Annotated in this window: 21 protein-coding genes; 12 read left to right on the top strand and 9 right to left on the bottom strand. The window is 59.5% G+C overall.

The window, feature by feature from the left end:
- Positions 1-144: 144 nt before the first annotated feature.
- From KVG88_RS10000 to KVG88_RS09990, 3 genes are all read right to left on the bottom strand, one after another.
- Positions 145-1,746 carry an ABC transporter substrate-binding protein gene (locus KVG88_RS10000; protein ID WP_150703601.1) on the bottom strand — a complete coding sequence of 534 codons (1,602 nt, stop codon included), beginning with the start codon at positions 1,744-1,746 and terminating at the stop codon, positions 145-147.
- A 303-nt stretch (positions 1,747-2,049) separates the two neighbouring features.
- A complete protein-coding gene (locus KVG88_RS09995; RefSeq protein WP_150703602.1) occupies positions 2,050-3,675 on the bottom strand; it encodes an ABC transporter substrate-binding protein in 1,626 nt (541 codons plus the stop codon).
- Positions 3,676-4,187: 512 nt separating this feature from the next.
- Complete coding sequence (locus KVG88_RS09990; RefSeq protein ID WP_217871232.1) at positions 4,188-4,907, bottom strand: SIMPL domain-containing protein; 720 nt, start codon at positions 4,905-4,907, stop codon at positions 4,188-4,190.
- 231 nt (positions 4,908-5,138) lie between these two features.
- Here KVG88_RS09990 and KVG88_RS09985 point away from each other — a divergent pair, with 231 nt between their 5' ends.
- The 9 genes from KVG88_RS09985 to KVG88_RS09945 all read left to right on the top strand — a co-directional run bounded on the left by KVG88_RS09985 (position 5,139) and on the right by KVG88_RS09945 (position 16,711).
- Entirely contained in the window at positions 5,139-6,401 is a 1,263-nt protein-coding gene (locus KVG88_RS09985) for an ATP-binding protein (RefSeq protein WP_150703604.1), read from the top strand.
- Positions 6,394-6,954: a response regulator transcription factor gene (locus KVG88_RS09980; protein WP_150703605.1), complete on the top strand. Its 561-nt coding sequence runs from the start codon at positions 6,394-6,396 to the stop codon at positions 6,952-6,954. The genes KVG88_RS09985 and KVG88_RS09980 overlap by 8 nt, the downstream gene beginning before the upstream one ends.
- Before the next feature lie 97 nt (positions 6,955-7,051).
- The gene (locus KVG88_RS09975; protein WP_217871231.1) at positions 7,052-8,779 is read left to right on the top strand and encodes an ABC transporter ATP-binding protein/permease; all 1,728 of its coding nucleotides are present in this window, start codon (positions 7,052-7,054) and stop codon (positions 8,777-8,779) included.
- Positions 8,780-8,949: 170 nt separating this feature from the next.
- Positions 8,950-9,699 carry a FadR/GntR family transcriptional regulator gene (locus tag KVG88_RS09970; RefSeq protein ID WP_175581354.1) on the top strand — a complete coding sequence of 250 codons (750 nt, stop codon included), beginning with the start codon at positions 8,950-8,952 and terminating at the stop codon, positions 9,697-9,699.
- A 384-nt stretch (positions 9,700-10,083) separates the two neighbouring features.
- Positions 10,084-10,995, top strand: coding sequence for a 5-dehydro-4-deoxyglucarate dehydratase (kdgD, locus tag KVG88_RS09965; RefSeq protein ID WP_020796617.1), 912 nt, complete (start codon positions 10,084-10,086; stop codon positions 10,993-10,995).
- Positions 10,996-11,056: 61 nt separating this feature from the next.
- Positions 11,057-12,502, top strand: coding sequence for an aldehyde dehydrogenase family protein (locus KVG88_RS09960; protein WP_150703608.1), 1,446 nt, complete (start codon positions 11,057-11,059; stop codon positions 12,500-12,502).
- Between the two features lie 147 nt (positions 12,503-12,649).
- Positions 12,650-14,017 (top strand): MFS transporter, encoded by a 1,368-nt coding sequence (locus tag KVG88_RS09955; RefSeq protein ID WP_150703609.1) that lies wholly within the window; start codon positions 12,650-12,652, stop codon positions 14,015-14,017.
- 11 nt (positions 14,018-14,028) lie between these two features.
- Entirely contained in the window at positions 14,029-15,582 is a 1,554-nt protein-coding gene (garD, locus tag KVG88_RS09950; protein ID WP_217871230.1) for a galactarate dehydratase, read from the top strand.
- 187 nt (positions 15,583-15,769) lie between these two features.
- Positions 15,770-16,711: an AEC family transporter gene (locus tag KVG88_RS09945; RefSeq protein ID WP_217871229.1), complete on the top strand. Its 942-nt coding sequence runs from the start codon at positions 15,770-15,772 to the stop codon at positions 16,709-16,711.
- An 88-nt stretch (positions 16,712-16,799) separates the two neighbouring features.
- On the opposite strand, the gene KVG88_RS09940 is transcribed toward KVG88_RS09945, so the two are convergent.
- The 6 genes from KVG88_RS09940 to gatC all read right to left on the bottom strand — a co-directional run bounded on the left by KVG88_RS09940 (position 16,800) and on the right by gatC (position 22,023).
- Positions 16,800-17,180 (bottom strand): carboxymuconolactone decarboxylase family protein, encoded by a 381-nt coding sequence (locus KVG88_RS09940; protein WP_217871228.1) that lies wholly within the window; start codon positions 17,178-17,180, stop codon positions 16,800-16,802.
- The gene (locus KVG88_RS09935; protein ID WP_217871227.1) at positions 17,177-18,238 is read right to left on the bottom strand and encodes a calcium/sodium antiporter; all 1,062 of its coding nucleotides are present in this window, start codon (positions 18,236-18,238) and stop codon (positions 17,177-17,179) included. Before KVG88_RS09935 ends, KVG88_RS09940 begins: the two co-directional genes overlap by 4 nt.
- A gap of 50 nt (positions 18,239-18,288) precedes the next feature.
- A complete protein-coding gene (locus KVG88_RS09930; RefSeq protein ID WP_217871226.1) occupies positions 18,289-18,663 on the bottom strand; it encodes a septal ring lytic transglycosylase RlpA family protein in 375 nt (124 codons plus the stop codon).
- 148 nt (positions 18,664-18,811) lie between these two features.
- Positions 18,812-20,257, bottom strand: coding sequence for an Asp-tRNA(Asn)/Glu-tRNA(Gln) amidotransferase subunit GatB (gene gatB, locus KVG88_RS09925; protein ID WP_217871225.1), 1,446 nt, complete (start codon positions 20,255-20,257; stop codon positions 18,812-18,814).
- Positions 20,258-20,267: 10 nt separating this feature from the next.
- Positions 20,268-21,719 (bottom strand): Asp-tRNA(Asn)/Glu-tRNA(Gln) amidotransferase subunit GatA, encoded by a 1,452-nt coding sequence (gatA, locus tag KVG88_RS09920; RefSeq protein WP_150703615.1) that lies wholly within the window; start codon positions 21,717-21,719, stop codon positions 20,268-20,270.
- Positions 21,720-21,735: 16 nt separating this feature from the next.
- Entirely contained in the window at positions 21,736-22,023 is a 288-nt protein-coding gene (gene gatC / locus KVG88_RS09915) for an Asp-tRNA(Asn)/Glu-tRNA(Gln) amidotransferase subunit GatC (protein WP_007976465.1), read from the bottom strand.
- A 211-nt stretch (positions 22,024-22,234) separates the two neighbouring features.
- Between gatC and mreB the strand changes: the two genes are divergently transcribed.
- The 3 genes from mreB (at position 22,235) to mreD (ending at position 25,061) form a co-directional block, all read left to right on the top strand.
- On the top strand, positions 22,235-23,272 hold the full coding sequence (mreB, locus tag KVG88_RS09910; RefSeq protein ID WP_002555108.1) for a rod shape-determining protein MreB: 1,038 nt from the start codon (positions 22,235-22,237) through the stop codon (positions 23,270-23,272).
- Positions 23,273-23,415: 143 nt separating this feature from the next.
- A complete protein-coding gene (gene mreC, locus KVG88_RS09905; RefSeq protein ID WP_217871321.1) occupies positions 23,416-24,570 on the top strand; it encodes a rod shape-determining protein MreC in 1,155 nt (384 codons plus the stop codon).
- On the top strand, positions 24,570-25,061 hold the full coding sequence (gene mreD / locus KVG88_RS09900) for a rod shape-determining protein MreD (protein ID WP_056855017.1): 492 nt from the start codon (positions 24,570-24,572) through the stop codon (positions 25,059-25,061). Before mreC ends, mreD begins: the two co-directional genes overlap by 1 nt.
- Positions 25,062-25,071 lie beyond the last annotated feature (10 nt).

Here is a 25,071-nt window from a genome sequence, read left to right as displayed (position 1 = left end):
TATGCCGGTCTTTTTTGGGTGATCCGGCTATGGTTTGGAACTCATTCACGCATCGCAAACGTTTGCTGCCAGCCATATGGGCGAATTACGGCAATACGCTTGCGTGAGGGCGCAATGCGCCCCCAGCGTTTTAGCTACACGGTTTTATTTTTCGATGCTGACACCCGAGAAGACGTTACGACCGAATGGGCTGACCTTGAACCCTTCGATTTTGGCGCTCAACGGCTGGTTGACCGTCGAGTGGGCGACTGGCGTGATCGGCACCTGCTGTTTGAGGTACTGCTGCGCCTGTTTGTAGAGCACGGTGCGCTGGTCGCGGTCGGTCACGACCTTGGCCTGCTTGATCAGCTTGTCGTAAGCCGGATCACACCACATGGAGTAGTTGTTGCCGCCAATGGCGTCGCAGCTGTAGAGGGTGCCGAGCCAGTTGTCCGGGTCACCATTGTCACCGGTCCAGCCGATCAGGCTGACGTCATGTTCGCCATTCTTGGTGCGCTTGATGTACTCGCCCCATTCGTAGCTGACGATCTTGACCTTGAGGCCGATCTTCGCCCAGTCAGCCTGGAGCATTTCGGCCATCAACTTGGCGTTGGGGTTGTACGGACGCTGAACGGGCATGGCCCACAAGGTGATCTCGGTGCCTTCCTTGACGCCGGCAGCCTTGAGCAATTCCTTGGCTTTTTCCGGGTTGTAGGCGGCGTCCTTGATCGTGTCGTCGTAGGACCATTGGGTCGGCGGCATAGCGTTGACCGCCAATTGCCCCGCGCCCTGGTAGACGGCGTTGAGAATGCCTTGCTTGTTCACCGCCATGTCCAGCGCCTGGCGCACTTCGAGTTGGTCGAACGGCTTGTGGCGCACGTTGTAGGCGATGTAACCGAGGTTGAAACCGGGCTTCTCGATCAGTTGCAGTTTCGGGTCGTTCTTCAGCGCGGTGACATCGGCCGGGCGCGGGTGCAGGGTGATCTGGCACTCATCGGCCTTGAGTTTCTGCACGCGCACCGAAGCGTCGGTGTTGATGGCGAAAATCAGATTGTCGAGTTTGACCCGCTCCGGCGCCCAGTATTGCTTGTTGCCGGTGTAACGGATGTTCGAGTCTTTCTGGTAGCTCTTGAACACGAACGGCCCAGTGCCGATCGGCTTCTGGTTGATATCGCTAGGCTTGCCTTCGGCCAGCAGCTTGTCGGCGTACTCGGCGGAGAGGATGGCGGCGAAGCTCATGGCGAGGTTCTGGATGAACGCGGCGTCCACGCTGTTGAGCGTCATGACCACGGTCAGCGGCCCGGTCTTTTCGACCTTGGCGATGTTCTTGTTCAGGCTCATGCCGTTGAAGTAGGGGAACTCCGTCGGGTACGCCTTACGGAAAGGCTGTTGCGGATCGAGCATGCGGTTGAACGTGAACAGCACGTCATCGGCATTGAAGTCGCGGCTCGGGGTGAAGTATTTGGTGGTGTGGAATTTCACTCCGGGACGCAGGTGAAAGGTGTACTTGAGGCCGTCCTCGGAAATATCCCAGCTCGTGGCCAGACCCGGCACGACGTTGGTCGAGCCTTTTTCAAACTCTGCCAGACGGTTGTACAGCGGCTCGGCGGCGTCGTTGTCAGTCGCCGTCGTGTACTGCGCCGTATCGAAACCGGCGGGGCTGCCCTCGGAGCAGAACACCAGGCTGTTATTGGCAGCGTGGCTCATGGAGGTGGCGGCCAACAGGCCGGTGCCCAGCAATGCAGATAAAACCAAGGTATGGCGCATGACGCTCCCTCTTGTTCAGTGTTATGGCAGTGAGCCTGGATTCCCGTCCGTAGACGTGGGGGGCTTCACTGATCTCAAACCATGACGTACAGCAAACCGATGGCCCACGCATAAGCTGGTCGAATCCCGACGGTATAAGCCGTGGGTTCGGCAGTACATGCGAAGAGCCTTATAGACTCGTAGGAAAAGACGACAGGTCCTAACGGACTGCTGTAGTTAGCAGACGATTGGGATGTAGGCGAATTCCTGCTTTCTCGGTCGATGAAGTAACGGCGACGTGAAAAACGTCGCCGTTACCCGATCTTATTTGCTGACGCTGACGCCGTAGAAGGAGTTCAAGCCAAACGGGCTGATCTTGAAGTCCTGCACATTGGCGCGCATGGGTTGGAACACCGTCGAGTGAGCGATAGGTGTCATTGGAACAGCGTCTTTGAGGACGTGTTGCGCTTGCTTGTAGAGTTCGGTGCGTTTGCCTTGATCCGAAGTGCGCTTGGCTTGTTTGACGATGTCGTCAAACTTCTTGTCGCACCACTTGGAGAAGTTGTTGCCTTCCAGCGAGTCGCAGCCGAACAGCACGTTCAGCCAGTTATCCGGATCACCATTGTCACCGCTCCAGCCAATCAGCATCGCCTGGTTCTCGCCACCTTTGGAGCGCTTGATGTACTCGCCCCACTCGTAGCTCTGGATCTTGACCTTGAGGCCGATCTTGGACCAGTCGGACTGCAGCATTTCTGCCATCAGCTTGGCGTTCGGGTTGTAAGGACGCTGTACCGGCATCGCCCAGAGGACGATTTCGGTGCCCTCTTTCACGCCGGCTTCCTTGAGCAGCTCTTTGGCTTTCTCAGGGTTGTACGGTGCATCCTTGATGGTGGTGTCGTAGGACCATTGGGTCGGTGGCATGGCGTTGACAGCCAGTTGGCCGGCGCCCTGGTACACGGAGTCGATGATCTGCTGCTTGTTGACGGCCATGTCCATTGCCTGACGCACTTTCAGTTGCGCCAGCGGGTTTGGCTCGTTGCTGCCCTTGACCTTGTCCATCACGTTGTAGGCGATGTAACCGAGGTTGAAACCAGCCTGGTCAGGCAGCTTCAGGGTTTTGTCTTCACGCAGGGCTTTGAGGTCGGCCGGACGAGGGAACAGGGTGACCTGGCATTCGTTCTTCTTCAGCTTCTGGATACGAACCGACGGGTCGGTGGTGATGGCGAAGATCAGGTTATCGATCTTCACGTCATCAGGCTTCCAGTAATCCTTGTTTCCGGTGTAACGGATGTTGGAGTCTTTCTGGTAGCTCTTGAACACAAACGGACCAGTGCCAACCGGCTTCTGGTTGATGTCGGCAGCCTTGCCTTCCTTGAGCAGCTGGGCAGCGTACTCGGCGGACTGGATCGAGGCGAAGCTCATGGCCATGTTCTGGATGAACGCGGCGTCCACATCTTTCAGGGTGAACTTGACGGTTTTGTCGTCGACCTTATCGATCTTGGTGATGTTGGTATCCATCCCCATGTCGGTGAAGTACGGGAATTCAGTCGGGTACGCTTTGCGGAACGGGTCATCCTTGTTAATCATGCGATTAAAGGTGAACAGCACGTCGTCGGCGTTGAACTCACGAGTCGGCTTGAAGTACGGCGTGGTGTGGAACTTGACGCCTTCACGCAGGTGGAAGGTGTACGTCAGGCCGTCATCGGAGACGTCCCAGCTGGTTGCCAGGCCAGGAATAACGGCGGTGCCGCCGCGCTCGAACTGGGTCAGGCGGTTGAACATGGTTTCTGCAGAGGCGTCGAAGTCGGTTCCGGTGGTGTATTGACCTGGATCGAAACCGGCCGGGCTCCCTTCGGAGCAGAACACCAGATTGGTCGCAGCTTGAGCGAACGGTGCGGCGGCTAACAAGCTAGCGCCGACTAAAAACGGAATGACCGCTTGTTTAAGCATGGTGGCCTCATGATTTGTTGTCATTTTTTAATTTTGAGGACGACCTCGTGAGTCGTGCCTGCGGATACTTATGCAGGGGGCATACCCAATGCAAGATCTTGAGCGTCTACAGGTCTTAAACGGTGGCACGAACGTACCTTAATGTCGCATATGTATAAAATTTGACGCATTTGACCGTTTGCGCGGCGTTTTTGCAGTGCAATTCGCGCACTTTTTTGGTGCGCTAGCGCGCTCGGTTGCCCGTGCGTGGGGCGGGGGTGTTACCTATTTATACCCCGTCCTCAAGGGGTGTGTGGGGGTTAGTGAGAGTGGTTATCGTTGCACTGGTAGTGGTCGAGTTGTACCAAGTGCAACTACCCCTGTAGGCGCTTCCGAAGGCTGCGATCTTTCGGGCCATCACAGGGTTTTGTGAGCATAGATCAAGATCAAGAGATCGCAGCCTGCGGCAGCTCCTACGATGAAAAAAAAGGCGATCACTGGGTGATCGCCTTTTTTCGCCTGCGGGATATCGATTAAGGCATCAGCACTTCAATCGAACCATCGGCCGTCATGCTGACCTGGCTGGTACCGGCCTCGACTTCAGGTGTCACCGGAGCCGCGCCATCCATGCTGGCGGCTTTCATCATCATCGGTGCGCGCATGTACGGTTGCGGGTAGCCGTTGCTGTTGAGGTTCAGGTTGACGATTTTGTAGCCTTTGCCACCCAGCGCGTCGGTGGCCAGTTGGGCGCGTGCCTTGAAGGCGGTGACCGCTTCCTTGAGCAGGGTGTCTTCACTGGCCTTGCGCGTTGGCGTGGCAATGGCGAAGTCCATGCCGCCCATCTTCAGGTCGGTGAGCAGCTCGCCGGTCAGCTTCGACAGCGCGGCGAAATCAGTGCTTTCCAGGCGCAGCTCGGCGCGTTCACGCCAGCCGGTGATCTTCTGGCCCTTGGTGTCGTAGATCGGGTAGCTGTTGCGGCTGCCCTGGCGCAGGGTGATGTCCTTGACCTGCTTGGCCTGGGCCAGCGCCTTGTTCATGGTGGTGCTGACATCGGCGGCGAGTTTGGCCGGGTCGGTGTTCTGTTCTTCGGTGTAGAGGGTCACGATCATCAGGTCGCGAGCCACTTCCTGGCTGACTTCGGCGCGCAGGGAAATCTGATTGTAATGAAGCTCGTCGGTCGCCAAGGCCGGGAGGCTGGCGACGGTGCCAATACTCAGGGCAAGGAGGGCGGCGCTGCGGCGGAATGTGTGCATGAAAGCTCCTGAAATGAGGCGCAGGGGATAGTCCGGGCCTGCGTGAAACCATCAGACTCTAGCTTTATTGACTCGGTTCGCACAGTTACAACTTCTATACAGATCATCGCCAGCGGTAGCTGCTACACGGAATGTATGTGGGCTGTGGCTGTTTGCCGCACTTTTGCCTGCCAGCCTCCGCGCTTGGTTATACTCCCGGTGATCCGCCTGGAGCGCTCATCAGGAGAGCTCATGCTCGCCCCCGTTCAAATCACTTCCGCCACTCGCCAGAATCTCTGGCGCCTGACGTTCATCCGTACTTTGGTGCTGGCCGCCCAAGCCGGTTCCGTAGGCTTGGCCTACTGGCTCGAATTGTTGCCGCTGCCCTGGTTTCAACTGGCCGCGACCCTGGGCTGCTCAATGCTGCTGTGTGCCTTCACGGCCATTCGCCTGCGCACCTCGTGGCCGGTCACCGAGCTCGAATACGCCGTGCAACTGGCCTGCGACCTGTTTATCCACAGCGCCTTGCTGTACTTCTCCGGTGGCTCGACGAACCCCTTCGTCTCTTATTACCTGGTGCCGCTGACCATCGCCGCTGTGACATTGCCGTGGCGTTACTCGGTGATTCTGTCGGGTATCGCGCTGACGATGTACACCTTGCTGCTGGCGCGGTTCTATCCTCTGCAAACCTTTCCGATCGCTCAGGAAAACCTGCAGGTGTACGGGATGTGGTTGAGTTTCGCCCTCGCGGCGGCTGTGATCACGTTCTTCGCCGCGCGCATGGCCGAAGAACTGCGCCGTCAGGAAGAGCTGCGCGCCATCCGTCGTGAAGAAGGCCTGCGCGATCAGCAATTGCTGGCTGTCGCTACCCAGGCGGCGGGCGCCGCCCATGAGCTGGGCACGCCGTTGGCGACCATGAGCGTACTGCTCAAGGAAATGCGCCAGGATCATCACGACCCGATGTTGCAAGATGACCTCAGCGTGCTGCAGGATCAGGTCAAGCTGTGCAAAGAGACCTTGCAGCAACTGGTACGCGCCGCCGAGGCCAATCGGCGTCTGGCGGTAGAGATGCAGGACGTTACCGATTGGCTCGATGAAGCGCTCAATCGCTGGCACCTGATGCGTCCGGAGGCCAGTTACCGCTTCCAGCGCCTGGGCCAGGGCACGGTGCCGCGCATGGCGCCCCCGCCGGACCTCACCCAGGCGCTGCTGAATTTGCTGAACAATGCAGCCGATGCCTGCCCTGAAGGCTTGCAAGTGACGCTGGATTGGGACGCCGAAAACCTCACTATCAGCATTCGCGACCACGGCGCGGGTGTGCCGCTGGCTATCGCCGAACAGATCGGCAAGCCGTTTTTTACCACCAAGGGCAAAGGTTTCGGCCTGGGCCTGTTTTTGAGCAAAGCCAGCGTGACACGCGCTGGCGGCTCAGTGAAACTCTACAGTCATGAGGAAGGCGGCACGCTCACCGAGCTGCGCCTGCCCCTTGGCGCCCGAGGAGACGAACATGAGTGACGAAATCCAAGTCGAAGGCGAAGAACTGCCGCATCTGCTGCTGGTCGATGACGACGCGACCTTCACCCGCGTCATGGCCCGCGCCATGGCCCGCCGGGGTTTCCGTGTGAGCACGGCCGGTTCCGCCGAAGAAGGCCTGGCGCTGGCTCAGGCTGATCTGCCGGACTACGCCGCACTGGACCTGAAAATGGACGGCGATTCCGGCCTGGTGCTGCTGCCCAAGTTGCTGGAAATGGACCCGGAAATGCGCGTGGTGATCCTCACCGGTTATTCGAGCATTGCCACCGCGGTCGAAGCGATCAAGCGCGGCGCCTGCAACTACCTGTGCAAACCGGCCGACGCCGACGATGTGCTGGCGGCGTTGCTGTCCGAACACGCCGACCTCGACAGCCTGGTACCGGAAAACCCGATGTCGGTGGACCGCTTGCAGTGGGAACACATTCAGCGTGTGTTGACCGAGCACGAAGGCAACATCTCCGCCACGGCCCGCGCCCTGGGCATGCACCGCCGCACGCTGCAGCGCAAACTGCAGAAGCGCCCGGTTCGCCGCTGAACCTGCGCTGAACGAATGCTGGCCGCTCCTCGCGACAAACCGAACCGATCATCTATGATCGGTTCGTGCGTGTACTTTTCTCTATCGAGCCTTATCCATGAATCAGAACGCTGAATATTCCGCGGTCAACGACGCTGTGCGCGGGCAATTTTTCCGCAAAGTCTGGGCGATGATCACGCCTTATTGGCAGAGTGAAGAGAAGGCTAAAGCCTGGACACTGTTGATTGCGGTGATCGCGTTGTCACTGATCAGCGTGGGGATCTCGGTGTGGTTCAACACCTGGTACAAGGATTTCTACAACGCGCTGCAACAGAAGGACGAAGCGGCGTTCTGGCGGTTGATTCTGTACTTCTGCGCGATTGCGGCGGTGGCGATTGTCGGCGCGGTTTACCGCCTCTACCTCACCCAGATGCTGACGATCCGCTGGCGGGCCTGGCTCACCGAAAAGCATTTTTCGCGTTGGCTCAGTGACAAGAATTACTACAAGCTGGAGCAGGGCGGTTACACCGATAACCCGGACCAGCGGATTTCCGAAGACCTCAACAACTTCACCTCCAACACTCTGGAACTGGGGATCGGGCTGCTGCGAAATATCGTAAGCCTGGTGTCGTTCTCGATCATTCTGTGGGGCGTGTCGGGCAGCATTGAAGTGTTCGGGATCACCATTCCCGGCTACATGTTCTGGTGCGTGCTGGTGTACGCGGTGGTCGGCAGCTGGCTGACGCATTTGATCGGTCGTCGCTTGATCGGCCTGAACAACCAACAACAACGCTTCGAAGCCGACCTGCGTTTCTCCATGGTGCGGATTCGCGAGAATGCTGAAAGCATCGCGTTGTACAACGGCGAGGCGAACGAAAATCGTCGCTTGAGCGGCCGCTTCGGGATGGTCTGGCATAACTTCTGGGACATCATGAAGGTGTCCAAACGCCTGACGTTCTTCACTGCCGGTTACAGCCAGGCGGCGATTATTTTCCCGTTCATCGTGGCTGCGCCGCGTTACCTCTCCGGCAAGATCGAACTCGGCGAACTGATGCAAATCAGCTCGGCGTTTGGCAACGTGCAGGAAAGCTTCAGCTGGTTCATCAGTGCCTACCAAAGCCTCGCTTCATGGCGCGCTACTTGCGATCGTCTGCTCAGCTTCCGTCAGGCCATGACCGACAATGAGGGGCGCGCACCAGCCATTGACGTGCAGAACACCGGTTCGTCCTTGAAGATGCACAACCTTGGCCTGGATCTCGCTGACGGCCGTCACTTGCTGACCAATGCCGACATGACGGTGCAGGAGGGCGAGCGGGTGATGCTCAGCGGTCGTTCCGGCAGTGGCAAGTCGACGCTGCTGCGGGCGATGGGGCACCTGTGGCCGGCAGGGCATGGCAGTATTCGCTTGCCGTCTGCGCGCTACCTGTTCCTGCCGCAAAAACCGTATTTGCCAATCGGCACGCTGCGTGAGGCGTTGAGTTATCCACAGTCTGGCGATACGTATTCAAACGAGCGTTACGCGCACGTACTGGAAACCTGTCGCTTGCCGCATCTGGTGGCGCGTCTGGATGAAGCCAATCACTGGCAGCGCATGCTGTCGCCGGGTGAGCAGCAACGCCTGGCCTTTGCCCGTGCGCTGCTTTATGCACCGCAATGGCTGTACATGGACGAAGCGACTTCGGCGATGGATGAAGAAGATGAAGCGTCGCTGTACCAGGCGCTGATCGATGAGTTGCCGGGGCTGAGCATTGTCAGCGTCGGCCATCGCAGCAGTCTCAAGCGCTTCCATCCGCGGCATGTGCGTATCGAGAACGGCCATCTGGTGGATCAGGCGGTGACCGCATAAATCCCATGCCTCTGTAGGAGCTGCCGCAGGCTGCGATCTTTTGATCTTGAATAATCAAAGTCAAAAGATCGCAGCCTGCGGCAGCTCCTACAGGGGTGGTGGTGATCGTACAACCGCGTTGCGCTATGATGCGCTTTCAGCAGCCGAACTTTTCGAGACAGATGTTCACCATGGAAAACCCGAACGACGCACCACGCCTACCTCGCAAGCGCCGCAGCCTCGCTCAGGAACTGGTGACGGTGCTGTCCGAGCAGATCCGCGATGGCCACCTCAAACGTGGCGACAAGTTGCCCACCGAGTCGGCGATCATGGATGCCCATGGCGTCAGCCGCACGGTGGTGCGCGAAGCGATTTCCCGTTTGCAGGCGGCAGGGCAGGTGGAAACCCGCCACGGTATCGGCACCTTCGTGCTCGACACCCCGAGCCCGAGCGGTTTTCGCATTGATCCGGCAACCGTGGTCACCTTGCGTGACGTGCTGGCCATTCTGGAGTTGCGCATCAGTCTCGAAGTGGAGTCCGCCGGGCTGGCAGCGCAACGCCGCAGCCCCGAGCAGTTGGCGTTGATGCGTGCGGCACTCGATGCGCTGAACGAAAGCGTGTCACACGCCAGCGATGCCGTGGCCTCGGACTTCCAGTTCCACTTGCAGATTGCACTGTCGACCGGCAACCGCTACTTCACCGACATCATGACGCACCTGGGCACCAGCATCATTCCACGCACCCGTCTCAACTCCGCGCGGCTGGCCCATGACGATCAGCAGCACTACATGAATCGCCTGAGCCGTGAGCACGAAGAAATCTACGATGCCATCGCGCGTCAGGATTCCGATGCGGCGCGAGCGGCCATGCGTTTGCACCTGACCAACAGCCGCGAGCGGTTGCGTCATGCGCATGAAGAGGCTGAGGCGCAGCGCGGATAAGCAATCCGCCCTGCGTCATCTATCGTCCGAACTACCGCTATCGCGAGCAGGCTCGCTGCTACAGTGGATCTCGCCACACTGAAGATTCCTGTAGGAGTGAGCCTGCTCGCGATAGGGCCGTCAGCCATGAAACAAAACCTGTGGTTGTCCTCAATCTTCCGACAACTTATCTCCAAAGCGCTGATTCATCCGAGCGCTTCGATTCTGCATACCTGCCCTGAAACCCGCTAAAAATCTACATCTCGATCTTTCTTGTCGAACAATTTTCGCCCTCCGCGATGAAATGCAGTTGACGGTTGTATTTTAAGTTGTACGATGACCTACAACTTCAGCGCAGGCTGAAAGGTTTTCTCACACAACGTCGCAATCCAGGGTGTTCGAATAATGAATCCACAAGAACTGAAGTCCATCCTCTCTTCCGGTCTGCTGTCTTTCCCGGTTACCGATTTCAATGCACAGGGCGATTTCAACCGCGCTGGCTACATCAAGCGTCTCGAATGGCTGGCCCCATACGGCGCCTCGGCTCTGTTCGCCGCAGGCGGCACCGGTGAGTTCTTCTCTCTGGCGGCCAGCGAATATTCGGAAATCATCAAGACTGCCGTCGACACTTGCGCCACCAGCGTGCCAATCCTGGCCGGCGTGGGCGGTTCGACCCGTCAAGCTATTGAGTACGCACAGGAAGCCGAACGTCTGGGCGCCAAAGGCCTGTTGCTGCTGCCGCACTACCTGACCGAAGCTAGCCAGGACGGCGTTGCCGCCCACGTTGAAGCCGTGTGCAAATCGGTCAACATCGGCGTCGTGGTCTACAACCGCAACGTCTGCCGCCTGAACGCACCGCTGCTGGAACGTCTGGCCGAGCGCTGCCCGAACCTGATCGGCTACAAGGATGGCCTGGGCGATATCGAGTTGATGGTGTCGATCCGTCGCCGTCTCGGTGATCGTTTCAGCTACCTGGGCGGTTTGCCGACCGCTGAAGTCTACGCCGCTGCCTACAAGGCGCTGGGCGTACCGGTTTACTCCTCGGCGGTGTTCAACTTCATCCCGAAAACCGCGATGGACTTCTACCACGCGATCGCTCGTGAAGATCACGCCACCGTCGGCAAGATCATTGACGACTTCTTCCTGCCGTACCTGGACATCCGCAACCGCAAGGCTGGCTATGCCGTGAGCATCGTCAAGGCCGGGGCAAAAATTGCCGGCTATGACGCAGGCCCTGTGCGGGCACCGCTGACCGATCTGACTGGCGAAGAGTACGAAATGCTCGCCGCGCTGATCGACAAGCAGGGTGCGCAGTAACACAACCGATTAAGTAAGGCCGCTGAGCGATCAGCGGCCTTTTGCGTGAGGAGATCTTAAAGTGGCAGATGCAAAGCGTTTCGATAACTACATCAACGGTGAATGGGTCGCCGGTGGCGATTACTCGGCCAACATCAACCCGTCTGAGCTGAGCGACACCATTGGCGATTACGCCAAGGCTGACCTGGCTCAGGTCAATGCCGCCATCGATGCCGCCCGTGCCGCCTTCCCGGCGTGGTCCACTTCCGGCATTCAGGCGCGTCACGATTCCCTTGATAAAGTCGGCACTGAAATCCTCGCCCGTCGCGAAGAGCTCGGCACCCTGCTGGCCCGGGAAGAGGGCAAGACCCTGCCCGAAGCCATCGGCGAAGTGACTCGCGCCGGTAACATCTTTAAGTTTTTCGCCGGTGAATGCCTGCGTCTGTCCGGCGACTACCTGCCGTCGGTGCGTCCGGGCGTTAACGTCGAAGTGACTCGCGAAGCTTTGGGCGTGGTCGGCTTGATCACTCCGTGGAATTTCCCGATTGCGATCCCGTCGTGGAAAATCGCCCCGGCCCTGGCCTACGGCAACTGCGTCGTGCTCAAGCCTGCTGATCTGGTGCCGGGCTGTGCCTGGGCGTTGGCCGAAATCATCTCCCGCGCGGGCTTCCCGGCCGGTGTGTTCAACCTGGTGATGGGCAGCGGTCGTGTGGTGGGCGATGCACTGGTGCACAGCCCGAAAGTCGACGGTATCAGCTTCACCGGTTCCGTTGGCGTTGGTCGTCAGATCGCCGTCAGCTGCGTGTCGCGTCAGGCCAAAGTCCAGTTGGAAATGGGCGGCAAGAACCCGCAGGTCATTCTCGACGACGCTGACCTCAAGCAAGCGGTCGAGCTGTCGGTACAGAGCGCGTTCTACTCCACCGGCCAGCGCTGCACCGCGTCGAGCCGCTTCATCGTCACTGCTGGCATCCACGACAAGTTCGTAGAAGCCATGGCCGAGCGTATGAAGTCGATCAAAGTCGGCCACGCCTTGAAGGCCGGTACCGACATCGGTCCAGTGGTGTCCCAGGCGCAGCTTGAACAGGACATGAAGTACATCGATATCGGCCAGTCCGAAGGTGCGCGTCTGGTCAGCGGCGGTGGTCTGGTGACTTGCGATACCGAGGGCTACTTCCTCGCGCCAACGCTGTTTGCCGACAGCGAAGCGTCGATGCGTATCAGCCAGGAAGAGATCTTTGGCCCAGTGGCCAACATCGTCCGCGTGGCCGATTACGAAGCTGCCCTGGCCATGGCCAACGACACCGAGTTCGGTCTGTCGGCGGGCATCGCCACCACGTCGCTGAAGTACGCCAATCACTTCAAACGCCACTCCCAGGCCGGAATGGTGATGGTCAACCTGCCGACCGCCGGCGTCGATTACCACGTTCCGTTCGGTGGCCGTAAAGGTTCATCCTATGGATCACGTGAGCAAGGTCGCTATGCGCAAGAGTTCTACACGGTCGTGAAGACCAGCTACATCGGTTCGTAAACGCGATAGCTCTGTAGGAGCTGCCGAAGGCTGCGATCTTTGCTTTTAAAGATCAAAAGATCGCAGCCTCGTTTCACTCGGCAGCTCCTACAGAGAGCAACAACAGATTCACCCGCGCATAAAAATAATTTGTGGGAGTACATCTACATGCAATCGACCAAGCCGACTCACGTCCGCTATTTGATCCTGCTCATGCTGTTTCTGGTGACCACGATCAACTACGCCGACCGGGCTACCATCGCAATCGCTGGCTCCAGCCTGCAAAAAGACCTCGGCATTGACGCCGTTACCCTCGGCTATATCTTCTCCGCATTCGGTTGGGCCTACGTGGCCGGGCAAATTCCTGGTGGCTGGCTGCTGGACCGTTTCGGTTCGAAAAAAATCTACGCACTGAGCATCTTCACCTGGTCGCTGTTCACCGTCCTGCAGGGCTATGTCGGCGAGTTCGGCATGTCCACCGCCGTGGTTGCGCTGTTCATGCTGCGCTTTTTGGTGGGCCTGGCCGAAGCGCCATCCTTCCCCGGCAACGCACGTATCGTGGCAGCCTGGTTCCCGACCGCTGAACGCGGCACCGCCTCGGCGATCTTCAACTCGGCGCAGTACTTTGCCACCGTGTTGTTCGCACCGTTGATGGGCTGGATCGTCTACAGCTTCGGCTGGCAGCACGTGTTCATCGTCATGGGTGTGATCGGCATCATCTTCTCTGGCATCTGGCTGAAAGTGATCTACAGTCCGCGCCAACACCCGATGATCAACGACGCCGAGTTCAAGCACATCGCCGACAACGGCGGTATGGTCGACATGGACCAGGACAAAGGCAAAGGCAAAAAAGTCGACGGTCCGAAGTGGGACTACATCCGCCAACTGCTGACCAACCGCATGATGCTAGGCGTGTATCTGGGCCAATATTGCATCAACGGCATCACCTACTTCTTCCTGACCTGGTTCCCGGTGTACCTGGTACAAGAGCGCGGCATGACCATCCTCAAGGCCGGTTTCATCGCCTCGTTACCGGCCATCTGCGGCTTCATCGGTGGTGTGCTCGGCGGGGTGATTTCCGATTACCTGCTGCGCAAAGGCCATTCGCTGACCTTCGCCCGCAAGGCGCCGATCATTGCCGGCTTGCTGGTTTCCAGCAGCATCGTGGCCTGCAACTATGTCGATGTTGAATGGATGGTCGTCGGCTTCATGGCCCTGGCCTTCTTCGGCAAAGGCGTGGGCGCACTGGGCTGGGCCGTGGTGTCCGACACTTCACCGAAACAGATCGCCGGTCTGAGCGGTGGCCTGTTCAACACCTTCGGTAACATCGCATCGATCACCACCCCGATCGTGATTGGCTACATCATCAGCTCCACCGGTTCGTTCAAATGGGCGTTGGTCTTCGTCGGTTGCAACGCACTGGTCGCGGTGTTCAGCTATCTGGTGATCGTCGGTCCGATCAAGCGTGTGGTGCTCAAAGAGCCACCGGTCAGCGGTCCTGAAACCCATAACAAATTGTCTCAAGCGCATTCCTGAGGAGCGGCGTCATGCAGTTGATTGAACATTCCGACTCGCCGCGCTACATCCGCCTGCACGAGCGGGACAACGTAGTGATCGTGGTCAACGACCAGGGCGTCCCGGCGGGCACCGAGTTTGCCGATGGCCTGGTGACCGTGGACTTCGTGCCACAGAGCCACAAGGTCACCCTGGAGAACATTCCCGAGGGTGGTCAGGTGATTCGTTACGGCCAGGTTATTGGCTATGCCTTGCAGCCGATTCCTCGCGGCAGTTGGGTCAAGGAAGATCAACTGCGCATGCCGACCGCGCCACCGCTGGACAGCCTGCCGCTGTCCACCGAAGTGCCGGCCGCGCCCGCTCCGCTGGAAGGCTTCACTTTCGAGGGTTATCGCAATGCCGACGGCACCGTCGGCACGCGCAACATTCTCGGCATCACCACCACCGTGCAGTGCGTGACCGGGGTGCTCGATCACGCGGTCAACCGCATCAAGAAAGAGTTGCTGCCCAAGTACCCGCACGTCGATGACGTGGTGGCGCTGACTCACAGCTACGGCTGCGGCGTGGCGATCACCGCGACTGATGCGTACATCCCGATTCGCACCGTGCGCAACCTGGCGCGCAACCCGAACCTGGGCGGCGAGGCTCTGGTGATCAGCCTGGGCTGCGAGAAATTGCAGGCCGGGCAGGTGATGCACGAGAACGACAGCTCCGTGGATTTGAGCGAGCCGTGGTTGTATCGCTTGCAGGATTCCAGTCACGGTTTCACCGAGATGATCGAACAGATCATGGAGCTGGCGGAAACCCGTTTGAAGAAGCTCGATCAACGCCGTCGGGAAACCGTGCCGGCGTCCGAGCTAATCCTTGGCATGCAGTGCGGCGGCAGTGATGCGTTCTCCGGCATCACCGCCAACCCGGCGCTGGGCTATGCCTCGGACTTGTTGCTGCGGGCGGGCGCGACGGTGATGTTTTCCGAAGTCACCGAAGTGCGCGACGCGATCTACCTGCTGACCTCCCGGGCGCAAACCAAGGAAGTCGCGCAGGAGCTGGTGCGGGAAATGGATTGGTACGACCGTTACCTGGCCAAGGGTGAAGCGGACCGCAGCGCCAATACCACGCCGGGCAACAAGAAGGGCGGGTTGTCGAACATTGTCGAGAAGTCGTTGGGTTCGATCGTCAAATCCGGTAGCAGCGCGATCAGCGGCGTGCTCGGCCCTGGCGAGCGCTTCAAGGAAAAAGGACTGATCTTCTGCGCGACCCCGGCCAGTGACTTTGTCTGCGGGACGTTGCAGTTGGCGGCGGGGATGAACCTGCACGTGTTCACTACCGGTCGTGGTACGCCGTATGGTTTGGCCATGGCGCCTGTGGTGAAGGTCTCGACGCGTACCGAACTGGCGCAACGCTGGCCGGATTTGATCGACATTGATGCCGGGCGTATCGCTACCGGGCGCGCTTCCATCGAAGACCTCGGTTGGGAGTTGTTCCACTACTACCTGGACGTGGCCAGCGGCAAGCAACAGACGTGGGCGGAAAAGCACAAGCTGCATAACGACATCACCTTGTTCAACCCGGCGCCGATTACCTGAGACCGCGTTATCGTTCATCGCCAGCAGGCTGGCTCCCACAGGGATCTTCGGTGTTCACACGGTTTGTGCAACACAGAAGCCCTCCTGTGGGAGCCAGCCTGCTGGCGATGACGGTCTACCAGACGCCGATGTCCTTGGTGGCTTATCATTAGCCACCTACCGACGCCCACCCCAAGGTCCTCCCGGCATGCTGGCAATTTTCCTCGAAACCCTGAACATCACCGCACCGGTGTTCGCCATGCTGTTTCTCGGGGTGTTGCTCAAACGCATCGACTGGATCAACGACAACTTCATCCACACTGCGTCGTCCCTGGTGTTCAACGTCACCATGCCGGCGTTGCTGTTCCTGGGCATCCTGCATGCCGACCTTCACGCCGCGCTGCAACCGGCGCTGCTGATCTACTTCTCCCTGGCGACCCTGGTGTGCTTTGCCATTGCCTGGGGCTGGGCGATTTTCAAGTGCCCGCGCGAAGACCGCGGGATCTACACCCAGGGCGCCTTTCGCGGTAACAACGGCGTGATCGGCCTGGCGCTGGCGGCGAGCATGTACGGTGACTACGGGATTTCCCTCGGGGCGATTCTCGCGGCGCTGGTGATCCTGTTCTACAACACGCTCTCGACCATCGTGCTGGCGGTCTACAGCCCGGTGATCAAGTCTGATCCGTGGAGTATTTGCAAAAGCGTCATGGTCAATCCGTTGATCATCAGCGTGTTCGCGGCCGCCCCGTTTGCCTACTTCAAAATCAGCTTGCCGGGATGGCTGGAGACGTCCGGCCAGTATCTGGCGCAAACCACCTTGCCCCTGGCGTTGATTTGCATTGGCGGCACGCTGTCGCTGGCGGCGATGCGCAAAAGTGGCTCGATGGCGCTCAGTTCAAGCCTGGTGAAAATGCTCGGCCTGCCGATTCTGGCGACACTCGGTGCGTGGCTCTGGGGCTTTCGTGGGGCGGAGCTGGGGATTCTGTTTTTGTACTTCGGCAGCCCGACTGCCGCCGCCAGTTTCGTCATGGCCCGGGCGGCGGATGGCAATCATGAACTGGCGGCGGCGATCATCGTGATCACCACGTTGATGGCGGCGGTGACCACCAATATCGGGATCTTTTTGTTGCAGTGGGGCGGGTGGATCTGAAAATCAAAAGATCGCTGCCAGCGCCTACAGTTGAGCGTATTCCACTGTAGGCGCTGCCGCAGGCGGCGATCTTTTCAAGACAACGAAACTATTCAGGCTTCTGGTAGGTATCAATCACTTCCTGCGCCGCCCGAAACGCATCAATCGCTGCCGGCACACCGGCATACACGGCGCAATGCAGCAGCGCTTCGCGAATCTCATCCACGGTGCAGCCGTTGTTCAGCGCACCGCGTACGTGGCCTTTCAATTCCTGCGGGCACTTCAGCGCTGTCAGCGCAGCGAGGGTGATCAGGCTGCGGGTTTTCAGCGGCAAACCTTCACGGTTCCACACCGCACCCCAAGCGTGTTCGTTGACGAAATCCTGCAGCGGCTGGGTGAACTCATTGGCGTTGCCCAGTGCACGGTCGACAAAAGCGTCGCCCATCACTTGGCGACGTACTTCAACGCCGGGTTTTTTATGCTCGGTCATGGCAATTCCTTCTTGTGGTGTTGGCGCCGCCAGGCGCGCAGCGACGTAAACAGCAAGAACGCCACCAGCGCCGGCAGGATGAAAAACAGCATCAGGCGTTCAAGCTTGCCCGCCAGCGGCATGCCAGTGGTGAATGACACCACATGCAGCCCGTAAGCCAGGTACAAGCCCAAAAACAGCAGGCCTTCGGCGCGGGTCACCCGGTAGCCGGAATAGAACACTGGCAGGCACAGCACGGCAACGCCAAGCATTACGGGCAGGTCGAATTCCAGGGCATTGGGTGAGACCGACAACGGTGATGGTGCAATCAGTGCCGTCACCCCGAGCACCCCCAGAAGATTGAACAGATTGCTGCCGATCACGTTGCCCACGGCGATCTCTCGTTCACCGCGCAACGCGGCAATCAACGAAGTCGCGAGTTCAGGCAGGGAGGTGCTGACTGCGACGATGGTCAAGCCGATGATCCGCTCCGACAAGCCCAGGTCGGTGGCCACCGCCACCGCCGCGCCCAGCAACAAATGCCCGGCATACACCAGCATCCCCAGCCCGGCGACGATCATCAGCAGGCTGGTGAACCATGGCGCCTCCCCGGTGTGGCCGTGGGTCGATACCGGGCGCACCGAATGCCGCGACTGGCGCAGCAGCAAGGCCAGATACAGGAGCAATGCCGCCAACAGGATCACACCATCGGCGCGTGTCAGTTCTTCATTCCACGCCAGTACGAACACCAGCAGGCTGGCTCCGATCATCAGCGGAATGTCCAAGCGTACGAATTGCCTTGAAACCCGCAGCGGAATAACCAGCGCTGAGAGCCCAAGGGTGACGAGAATGTTGAAGATGCTGCTGCCGATCACGCTGCCGACGGCGATGTCGGCGTTATGCGCCAACGTGGCTTGCAGGCTGACGGCCATCTGTGGCGCGCTGCTGCCGAGGGCGACGATGGTCAAGCCGATGATCAGCGGCCGAACGTGCAGCCGCGCGGCAAGGCGCACTGCGGCGCGCACCATCAATTCGGCGCCGGCAATCAGCAGCACCAGCCCGCTGAGCAGTTCGATCACGTTGATCAGGGGTAAGTCGGCTAGTCCGAAAATGGCCAGGGCTCCAAGTGTCAGTCGTCGAGGGCTTGTACGCGTACCCGCGCAGTGCCGCTCCTGATCATGCCCAGGCGCTCGGCAGCTTCATGGGACAAGTCAATCAAGCGCCCACGAGTATGCGGCCCGCGGTCATTGATGCGCACCACGCAGGACTTGTCGTTATTCAGATTGGTGACCTTCACCCGCGTGCCGAACGGCAACTGGCGGTGTGCGGCGGTCATGGAATTCTTGTCGAAACGCTCGCCACTGGCGGTGCGTTTGCCTTGGTGTTTGGCGCCGTAATAGGAGGCAACGCCGGTTTTGTCGTAGCCGTGCGGGTCGACGATGTCGTTGCTGGCGCAACCGGCCAATAAGGAGAGCAGGGCGAAAAGGCTGAGCAGACGCTTCATTGAAGGGTTCCCGAAAACAAATGTGGGAGCCAGCCTGCTGGCGATTGCGGAGTGTCAGACACGGATAGGTTGAATGTCAGACCGCTATCGCCAGCAGGCTGGCTCCCACAAGGAGTGGAGCCAGATTTAAAGGCTGGCTCCATTTGCATCAGCCTTCGAGTTTGCTTCTCAGCAATTCGTTCACCTGTTGCGGGTTGGCCTTGCCTTTGGAGGCTTTCATGGCCTGGCCAACGAAGAAGCCGAACATCTTGCCGCGCTTGGCTTCGTCTGCCGCACGGTATTGCTCGACCTGCTCGGCGTTGGCTGCAAGCATTTCGTCCAGCACCGCCGAAATGGCGCCGGTGTCGGTCACTTGCTTGAGGCCGCGCTTGTCGATGATCTCGTCCGCGCTGCCTTCGCCGTTGGCCATCGCTTCAAACACCACCTTGGCGATTTTGCCGGAGATAGTGTTGTCCTTGATGCGCAACAGCATGCCGCCCAGTTGCTCGGCGGAAACCGGCGACTGCTCGATGTCCAGGCCTTGCTTGTTGAGCAGGCTGCCCAACTCGACCATTACCCAGTTCGCCGCCAGCTTGGCGTCGCCGCCGATGCTCGCGACTTTCTCGAAGTAATCGGCTTGCTCGCGGCTGGTGGCCAGAACGCTGGCGTCGTAGACCGACAGACCGAATTGCGCCTGGAAGCGCTCACGTTTTTGCGGTGGCAATTCCGGCAGGGTGGCGCGTACGTCGTCGAGGAACGAGTTCTCGATGACCACCGGTAGCAGGTCCGGATCGGGGAAGTAACGGTAGTCGTTGGCTTCCTCTTTGCTGCGCATCGGACGGGTTTCGTCCTTGTTCGGATCGTACAGGCGGGTCTGCTGGATCACTTTGCCGCCGTCTTCGATCAATTCGATCTGACGCTGGATTTCGCTGTTGATCGCCTTCTCGATGAAACGGAACGAGTTGACGTTCTTGATCTCGCAGCGAGTGCCGAACTCGATCTGGCCTTTCGGACGGATCGACACGTTGCAGTCGCAACGCAACGAGCCTTCGGCCATGTTGCCGTCGCAGATGCCCAGGTAGCGCACCAGTGCGTGGATCGCCTTGACGTAGGCCACGGCTTCCTTGGCACTTCGCATGTCCGGCTCGGAAACGATTTCCAGCAACGGCGTGCCGGCACGGTTCAGGTCGATGCCGCTGGCGCCGCTGAATTCTTCGTGCAGGCTCTTGCCGGCGTCTTCTTCCAGGTGCGCGCGGGTGATGCCGACACGTTTGACCGTGCCGTCCTCCAGCGCGATGTCCAGGTGGCCCTTGCCGACGATCGGCAATTCCATCTGGCTGATCTGGTAGCCCTTCGGCAAATCCGGGTAGAAGTAGTTTTTACGGGCGAACACGTTGTGCTGGCCGATCTCGGCGTCAATCGCCAGACCGAACATCACCGCCATGCGCACCGCTTCCTGATTCAGCACCGGCAGCACGCCGGGCATGCCCAGGTCAACGAGGCTGGCCTGGGTGTTCGGCTCGGAGCCGAACGTGGTGGAACTACCGGAAAAGATTTTCGACCGGGTGGTGAGCTGGGTGTGAATCTCCAGCCCGATCACGACTTCCCATTGCATGTGTGTCTCCTCAGAAGCCGGTTGGGGTGCGGGTGTGCCAGTCAGTGTTCAACTGATACTGGTGCGCAACGTTGAGCAAGCGGCCTTCCTGGAAATACGGGGCGAGCAATTGCACGCCAACCGGCAGACCGTCGACAAAACCGGCCGGCATCGACAGGCCTGGCAGGCCTGCGAGGTTGGCGGTGATGGTGTAGACGTCTTCCAGGTACGCAGCGACCGGGTCGCTGTTCTTGGCGCCGAGCTTCCAGGCCGGGTTCGGCGTGGTTGGGCCGAGGATGATGTCGACCTCATTGAAGGCCGCCATGAAGTCGTTCTTGATCAGGCGACGGATCTTCTGTGCCTTGAGGTAGTAAGCGTCGTAGTAACCGGCAGACAGTGCGTAAGCACCCACCATGATCCGACGTTGCACTTCCGGCCCGAAACCTTCGCCACGGGAGCGCTTGTACAGGTCTTCGAGGTTTTTCGGATCTTCGCAGCGATAGCCGAAGCGCACGCCGTCAAAACGCGACAGGTTCGACGAAGCTTCCGCCGGGGCGATCACGTAGTACGCAGGAATCGCGTGCTGCATGTTTGGCAGGCTAATTTCCTTGATCACGGCGCCAAGCTTTTCCAGTTCCTTGACACTGTTGTGGATCAGCTCGGCGATGCGCGGGTCGAGACCGGCGCTGAAATACTCTTTCGGCACGCCGATGCGCAGGCCTTGCAGCGAACCATTGAGGCTGGCGCTGTAGTCCGGCACGGGCTCATCGATGCTGGTGGAGTCGTTTGGATCGAAGCCGGCCATGCCTTGCAACATAATTGCGCAGTCTTCGGCAGTGCGCGCCATCGGGCCACCCTGATCGAGGCTGGACGCGTAGGCGATCATGCCCCAGCGCGAAACACGACCGTACGTCGGTTTCAGGCCAGTGAGGTTGGTCAAGGCAGCGGGCTGACGAATGGAGCCGCCCGTGTCGGTGCCGGTGGCTGCTGGCAGCAGACGAGCGGCGACGGCGGCGGCAGAGCCACCCGACGAACCGCCCGGTACGTGTTCCAGGTTCCACGGGTTTTTCACTGCGCCGTAATAGCTCGACTCGTTGGCCGACCCCATGGCGAATTCGTCCATGTTGGTCTTGCCCAGGGTCACGGCCCCGGCAGCGGCCAGCTTGGCGACGACGGTGGCGTCGTACGGTGCTTTAAAGTTGTCGAGCATCTTCGAGCCGCAGCTGGTGCGAATGCCCTGGGTGCAGAACAGGTCTTTGTGGGCGATCGGCGCGCCGAGCAGGGCGCCGCTCTCACCATTAGCGCGGCGGGCGTCAGCGGCTTTCGCCTGCGTCAGGGCCAGGTCTTCGGTGAGGCTAATGAAGCTGTTGAGCTGCGGATCGAGCTGCGCGATGCGCGCCAGCAGGACTTTGGTCAGCTCTTCGGAGGAAAACTTTTTATCGGCGAGTCCGCGGGCGATCTCGGCCAGAGTCAATTGATGCATTGCAGGCTCTTTCCCTTTAGTCGATGACTTTCGGAACCAGGTACAGGCCGTTTTCGACCGCTGGTGCGATGGACTGGTAGGCCTCGCGGTTATTGGTCTCGGTCACGACGTCTGCGCGCAGGCGCTGGCTGGCTTCCAGTGGGTGGGCCAGCGGTTCGATACCGTCGGTATTGACCGCCTGCATTTCGTCGACCAGCCCGAGAATGCTGTTGAGGGCCGAAGTGATGTGTGGAAGATCGGCATCATTGAGGCCAAGACAGGCCAGATGAGCGATTTTTTCCACGTCGGAGCGTTCTAGCGCCATTGGGATTCTCCAGTGGAAAACAAAACGGACGGCGTCCGTGTGTTAGATTGTCGGAACACTACCGCACTTCTACGGTCATAAGGCCGCGATTGTGGGGCTTGGTGCACAGAAAAGCGGCCAATTTAACATATTGGCGCCTTGCCCAAAATCCCTGTCGTTGTTAGAGTTTGCCGCACTTTTTTACCCACGCGTTGCCTAGGGTCCCTTTCCCATGTTCAAGAAACTGCGTGGCATGTTTTCCAGCGATCTTTCCATTGACCTGGGCACTGCCAACACCCTTATTTACGTGCGCGAGCGCGGTATCGTCCTGAATGAGCCATCGGTTGTGGCCATTCGGACACACGGTAACCAGAAAAGTGTCGTTGCTGTCGGCACCGAAGCCAAGCGCATGCTGGGTCGTACGCCGGGCAACATTGCTGCCATTCGTCCGATGAAGGACGGCGTGATCGCCGACTTCAGCGTCTGCGAAAAGATGCTGCAGTACTTCATCAACAAGGTGCACGAAAACAGCTTCCTGCAGCCTAGCCCTCGTGTGCTGATCTGCGTTCCATGCAAATCCACCCAGGTTGAGCGTCGTGCCATCCGTGAATCGGCCCTCGGTGCCGGTGCCCGTGAAGTGTTCCTGATCGAAGAGCCAATGGCTGCTGCGATCGGTGCCGGCCTGCCGGTAGAAGAAGCTCGCGGTTCGATGGTCGTGGATATTGGTGGTGGTACCACTGAAATCGCATTGATCTCCCTGAACGGTGTGGTTTACGCCGAATCCGTACGTGTGGGTGGCGACCGCTTCGACGAAGCGATCATCACTTATGTACGTCGCAACTACGGCAGCCTGATCGGTGAATCCACCGCAGAGCGCATCAAGCAGGAAATCGGCACTGCCTACCCGGGCGGTGAAGTGCGTGAAGTCGACGTTCGTGGCCGTAACCTGGCCGAAGGCGTTCCACGTGCATTCACCCTGAACTCCAACGAAGTGCTGGAAGCTCTGCAAGAGTCCCTGGCCACTATCGTTCAGGCTGTGAAAAGCGCCCTGGAGCAATCGCCTCCGGAACTGGCTTCCGACATCGCCGAGCGTGGTCTGGTACTGACCGGTGGTGGCGCCTTGCTGCGTGACCTCGACAAGTTGCTGGCCCAGGAAACCGGTCTGCCGGTGATCGTTGCCGAAGATCCGCTGACCTGCGTAGCTCGTGGCGGTGGCCGTGCATTGGAAATGATGGATAAACACACCATGGACCTGCTTTCCAGCGAGTAAGTCGCCGGATCGCCTCTATGCTGTTGAGCGCGCAGGCGGCACTTTGCAGTGCTGCCTGTTCGCGTTTATCTTCTGTCACTCTGCATCCAGGCCGGTTTGCTGCCGTATGAATAAAGAGAATATTTGCCTGGGAGGAGCGGCTTATTAAACCGCTTTTCACCAAGGGTCCCTCACTGGGCGTGCGCTTGTTGGTGCTGGTCGTGCTTTCGGTCGCGCTGATGGTGGTCGATGCCCGCTTCACACTGCTCAAGCCAGTGCGTAGCCAAATGTCGCTGGTGTTGATGCAGTCTTACTGGATCACCGACCTGCCGCAGCGGCTATGGCAAGGTGTGGCCAGCCAGTTTGGCAGCCGGACCGAACTCGTCGCCGAAAACGAAAAACTCAAGACTGAAAACCTGCTATTGCAGGGGCGCATGCAGAAGCTGGCGGCCCTGACCGAGCAGAACGTTCGGCTGCGCGAGTTGCTCAACTCCTCGGCACTGGTCAACGAGAAGGTCGAAGTGGCCGAGTTGATCGGCATGGACCCCAATCCGTTTACCCATCGCATCATCATCAATAAAGGTGAGCGCGACGGTGTGGTCCTCGGTCAGCCGGTACTCGATGCCCGTGGCCTGATGGGCCAGGTGGTCGAGTTGATGCCGTACACCTCCCGCGTCCTGTTGCTCACCGACACCACCCACAGCATTCCCGTGCAGGTGAATCGCAATGGTCTGCGGGCGATTGCCAGCGGTACCGGTAATCCGGAACGCCTGGAGCTGCGTCATGTGGCTGACACCGCCGACATCAAGGAAGGCGATCTGCTGGTCAGCTCTGGCTTGGGCCAGCGTTTCCCGGCAGGTTATCCGGTGGCGACGGTCAAGGAAGTGATTCACGATTCCGGCCAGCCATTCGCCATCGTGCGTGCCGTACCGACCGCTGCGTTGAACCGCAGCCGCTACCTGTTGCTGGTGTTCAGCGACACCCGCACCCCGGAAGAGCGTGCCAATGACGCCGCCCAGGCGCAGGAGTCTCTGGATGCGCAGGGCGGTGGGCCGATCATTCCGGCGACTGTGCCGAAACCGGCGCTGGTGCCGGCAGCCGTCGCGGCTCCCGCAGCACCGGCCGCGCCAGCAGTCCCGGCGGCAGCGCCGGCTGCTTCTACGCCGGTCAAGCCAACGGCCACGCACCCGGTCGCCACTAAACCGCCGGCAGCGACACCTGCTGCACCCGCCAAACCACCGGCAGCTCAACCTGCCGTCGTGAAGCCTGCTGCCAAACCGCCTGTCTCCGCGCCGGCTACCACTGGGGGACGAGAATAATGGTCGGTGTCACTGCCTCCCGAAATGGCTGGATCGTCTGGCTGACCTTCGCCATCGGCTTGCTGCTCAGCGTTTCGCCGTTGCCGCAATTCATGGAAATCCTGCGTCCGCTGTGGCTGGCCTTGCTGCTGGCGTTCTGGGCGTTAGCCCTGCCGCAAAAAGTCGGAATGGTCACTGCGTGGTGCCTGGGCCTGGCCGAAGACGTGCTTTACGGCACATTGCTGGGCCAGAATGCTTTGATCCTGACCCTCATCACGTACCTGGTACTGGCGCTGCAGCAGCGTCTGCGGATGTTCCCGATGTGGCAGCAAAGCTTGGTGATCCTGGTGATCTTCGGCCTCGCGCAACTTGTTCAGTTGTGGCTCAGCGCTCTGACCGGTAACCGTCAGCCAACGCTGGCGCTGGTGCTACCGGCATTGGTCAGTGCCTTGCTGTGGCCCTGGATCAGCTTCGGTTTGCGCGGACTGCGTCGACGTTACAAAATCAATTAATTCGCTCAAG

Origin of the sequence: Pseudomonas azerbaijanoccidentalis, assembly GCF_019145495.1 — a bacterium.
Classification (GTDB): domain Bacteria; phylum Pseudomonadota; class Gammaproteobacteria; order Pseudomonadales; family Pseudomonadaceae; genus Aquipseudomonas; species Aquipseudomonas azerbaijanoccidentalis.
Note: the sequence above shows the minus strand (reverse complement) of the source record. Positions and strands in the feature narration are given on the sequence as shown.

Excerpts from the sequence above, each read along its gene's own strand:
- KVG88_RS10000 (WP_150703601.1), bottom strand. The coding sequence starts at position 1,746 with ATGCGCCATACCTTGGTTTTATCTGCATTGCTGGGCACCGGCCTGTTG.
- KVG88_RS09995 (WP_150703602.1), bottom strand. The coding sequence starts at position 3,675 with ATGCTTAAACAAGCGGTCATTCCGTTTTTAGTCGGCGCTAGCTTGTTA.
- KVG88_RS09990 (WP_217871232.1), bottom strand. The coding sequence starts at position 4,907 with ATGCACACATTCCGCCGCAGCGCCGCCCTCCTTGCCCTGAGTATTGGC.
- KVG88_RS09985 (WP_150703604.1), top strand. The coding sequence starts at position 5,139 with ATGCTCGCCCCCGTTCAAATCACTTCCGCCACTCGCCAGAATCTCTGG.
- KVG88_RS09980 (WP_150703605.1), top strand. The coding sequence starts at position 6,394 with ATGAGTGACGAAATCCAAGTCGAAGGCGAAGAACTGCCGCATCTGCTG.
- KVG88_RS09975 (WP_217871231.1), top strand. The coding sequence starts at position 7,052 with ATGAATCAGAACGCTGAATATTCCGCGGTCAACGACGCTGTGCGCGGG.
- KVG88_RS09970 (WP_175581354.1), top strand. The coding sequence starts at position 8,950 with ATGGAAAACCCGAACGACGCACCACGCCTACCTCGCAAGCGCCGCAGC.
- kdgD (WP_020796617.1), top strand. The coding sequence starts at position 10,084 with ATGAATCCACAAGAACTGAAGTCCATCCTCTCTTCCGGTCTGCTGTCT.
- KVG88_RS09955 (WP_150703609.1), top strand. The coding sequence starts at position 12,650 with ATGCAATCGACCAAGCCGACTCACGTCCGCTATTTGATCCTGCTCATG.
- garD (WP_217871230.1), top strand. The coding sequence starts at position 14,029 with ATGCAGTTGATTGAACATTCCGACTCGCCGCGCTACATCCGCCTGCAC.
- KVG88_RS09945 (WP_217871229.1), top strand. The coding sequence starts at position 15,770 with ATGCTGGCAATTTTCCTCGAAACCCTGAACATCACCGCACCGGTGTTC.
- KVG88_RS09940 (WP_217871228.1), bottom strand. The coding sequence starts at position 17,180 with ATGACCGAGCATAAAAAACCCGGCGTTGAAGTACGTCGCCAAGTGATG.
- KVG88_RS09930 (WP_217871226.1), bottom strand. The coding sequence starts at position 18,663 with ATGAAGCGTCTGCTCAGCCTTTTCGCCCTGCTCTCCTTATTGGCCGGT.
- gatB (WP_217871225.1), bottom strand. The coding sequence starts at position 20,257 with ATGCAATGGGAAGTCGTGATCGGGCTGGAGATTCACACCCAGCTCACC.
- gatA (WP_150703615.1), bottom strand. The coding sequence starts at position 21,719 with ATGCATCAATTGACTCTGGCCGAGATCGCCCGCGGACTCGCCGATAAA.
- gatC (WP_007976465.1), bottom strand. The coding sequence starts at position 22,023 with ATGGCGCTAGAACGCTCCGACGTGGAAAAAATCGCTCATCTGGCCTGT.
- mreB (WP_002555108.1), top strand. The coding sequence starts at position 22,235 with ATGTTCAAGAAACTGCGTGGCATGTTTTCCAGCGATCTTTCCATTGAC.
- mreD (WP_056855017.1), top strand. The coding sequence starts at position 24,570 with ATGGTCGGTGTCACTGCCTCCCGAAATGGCTGGATCGTCTGGCTGACC.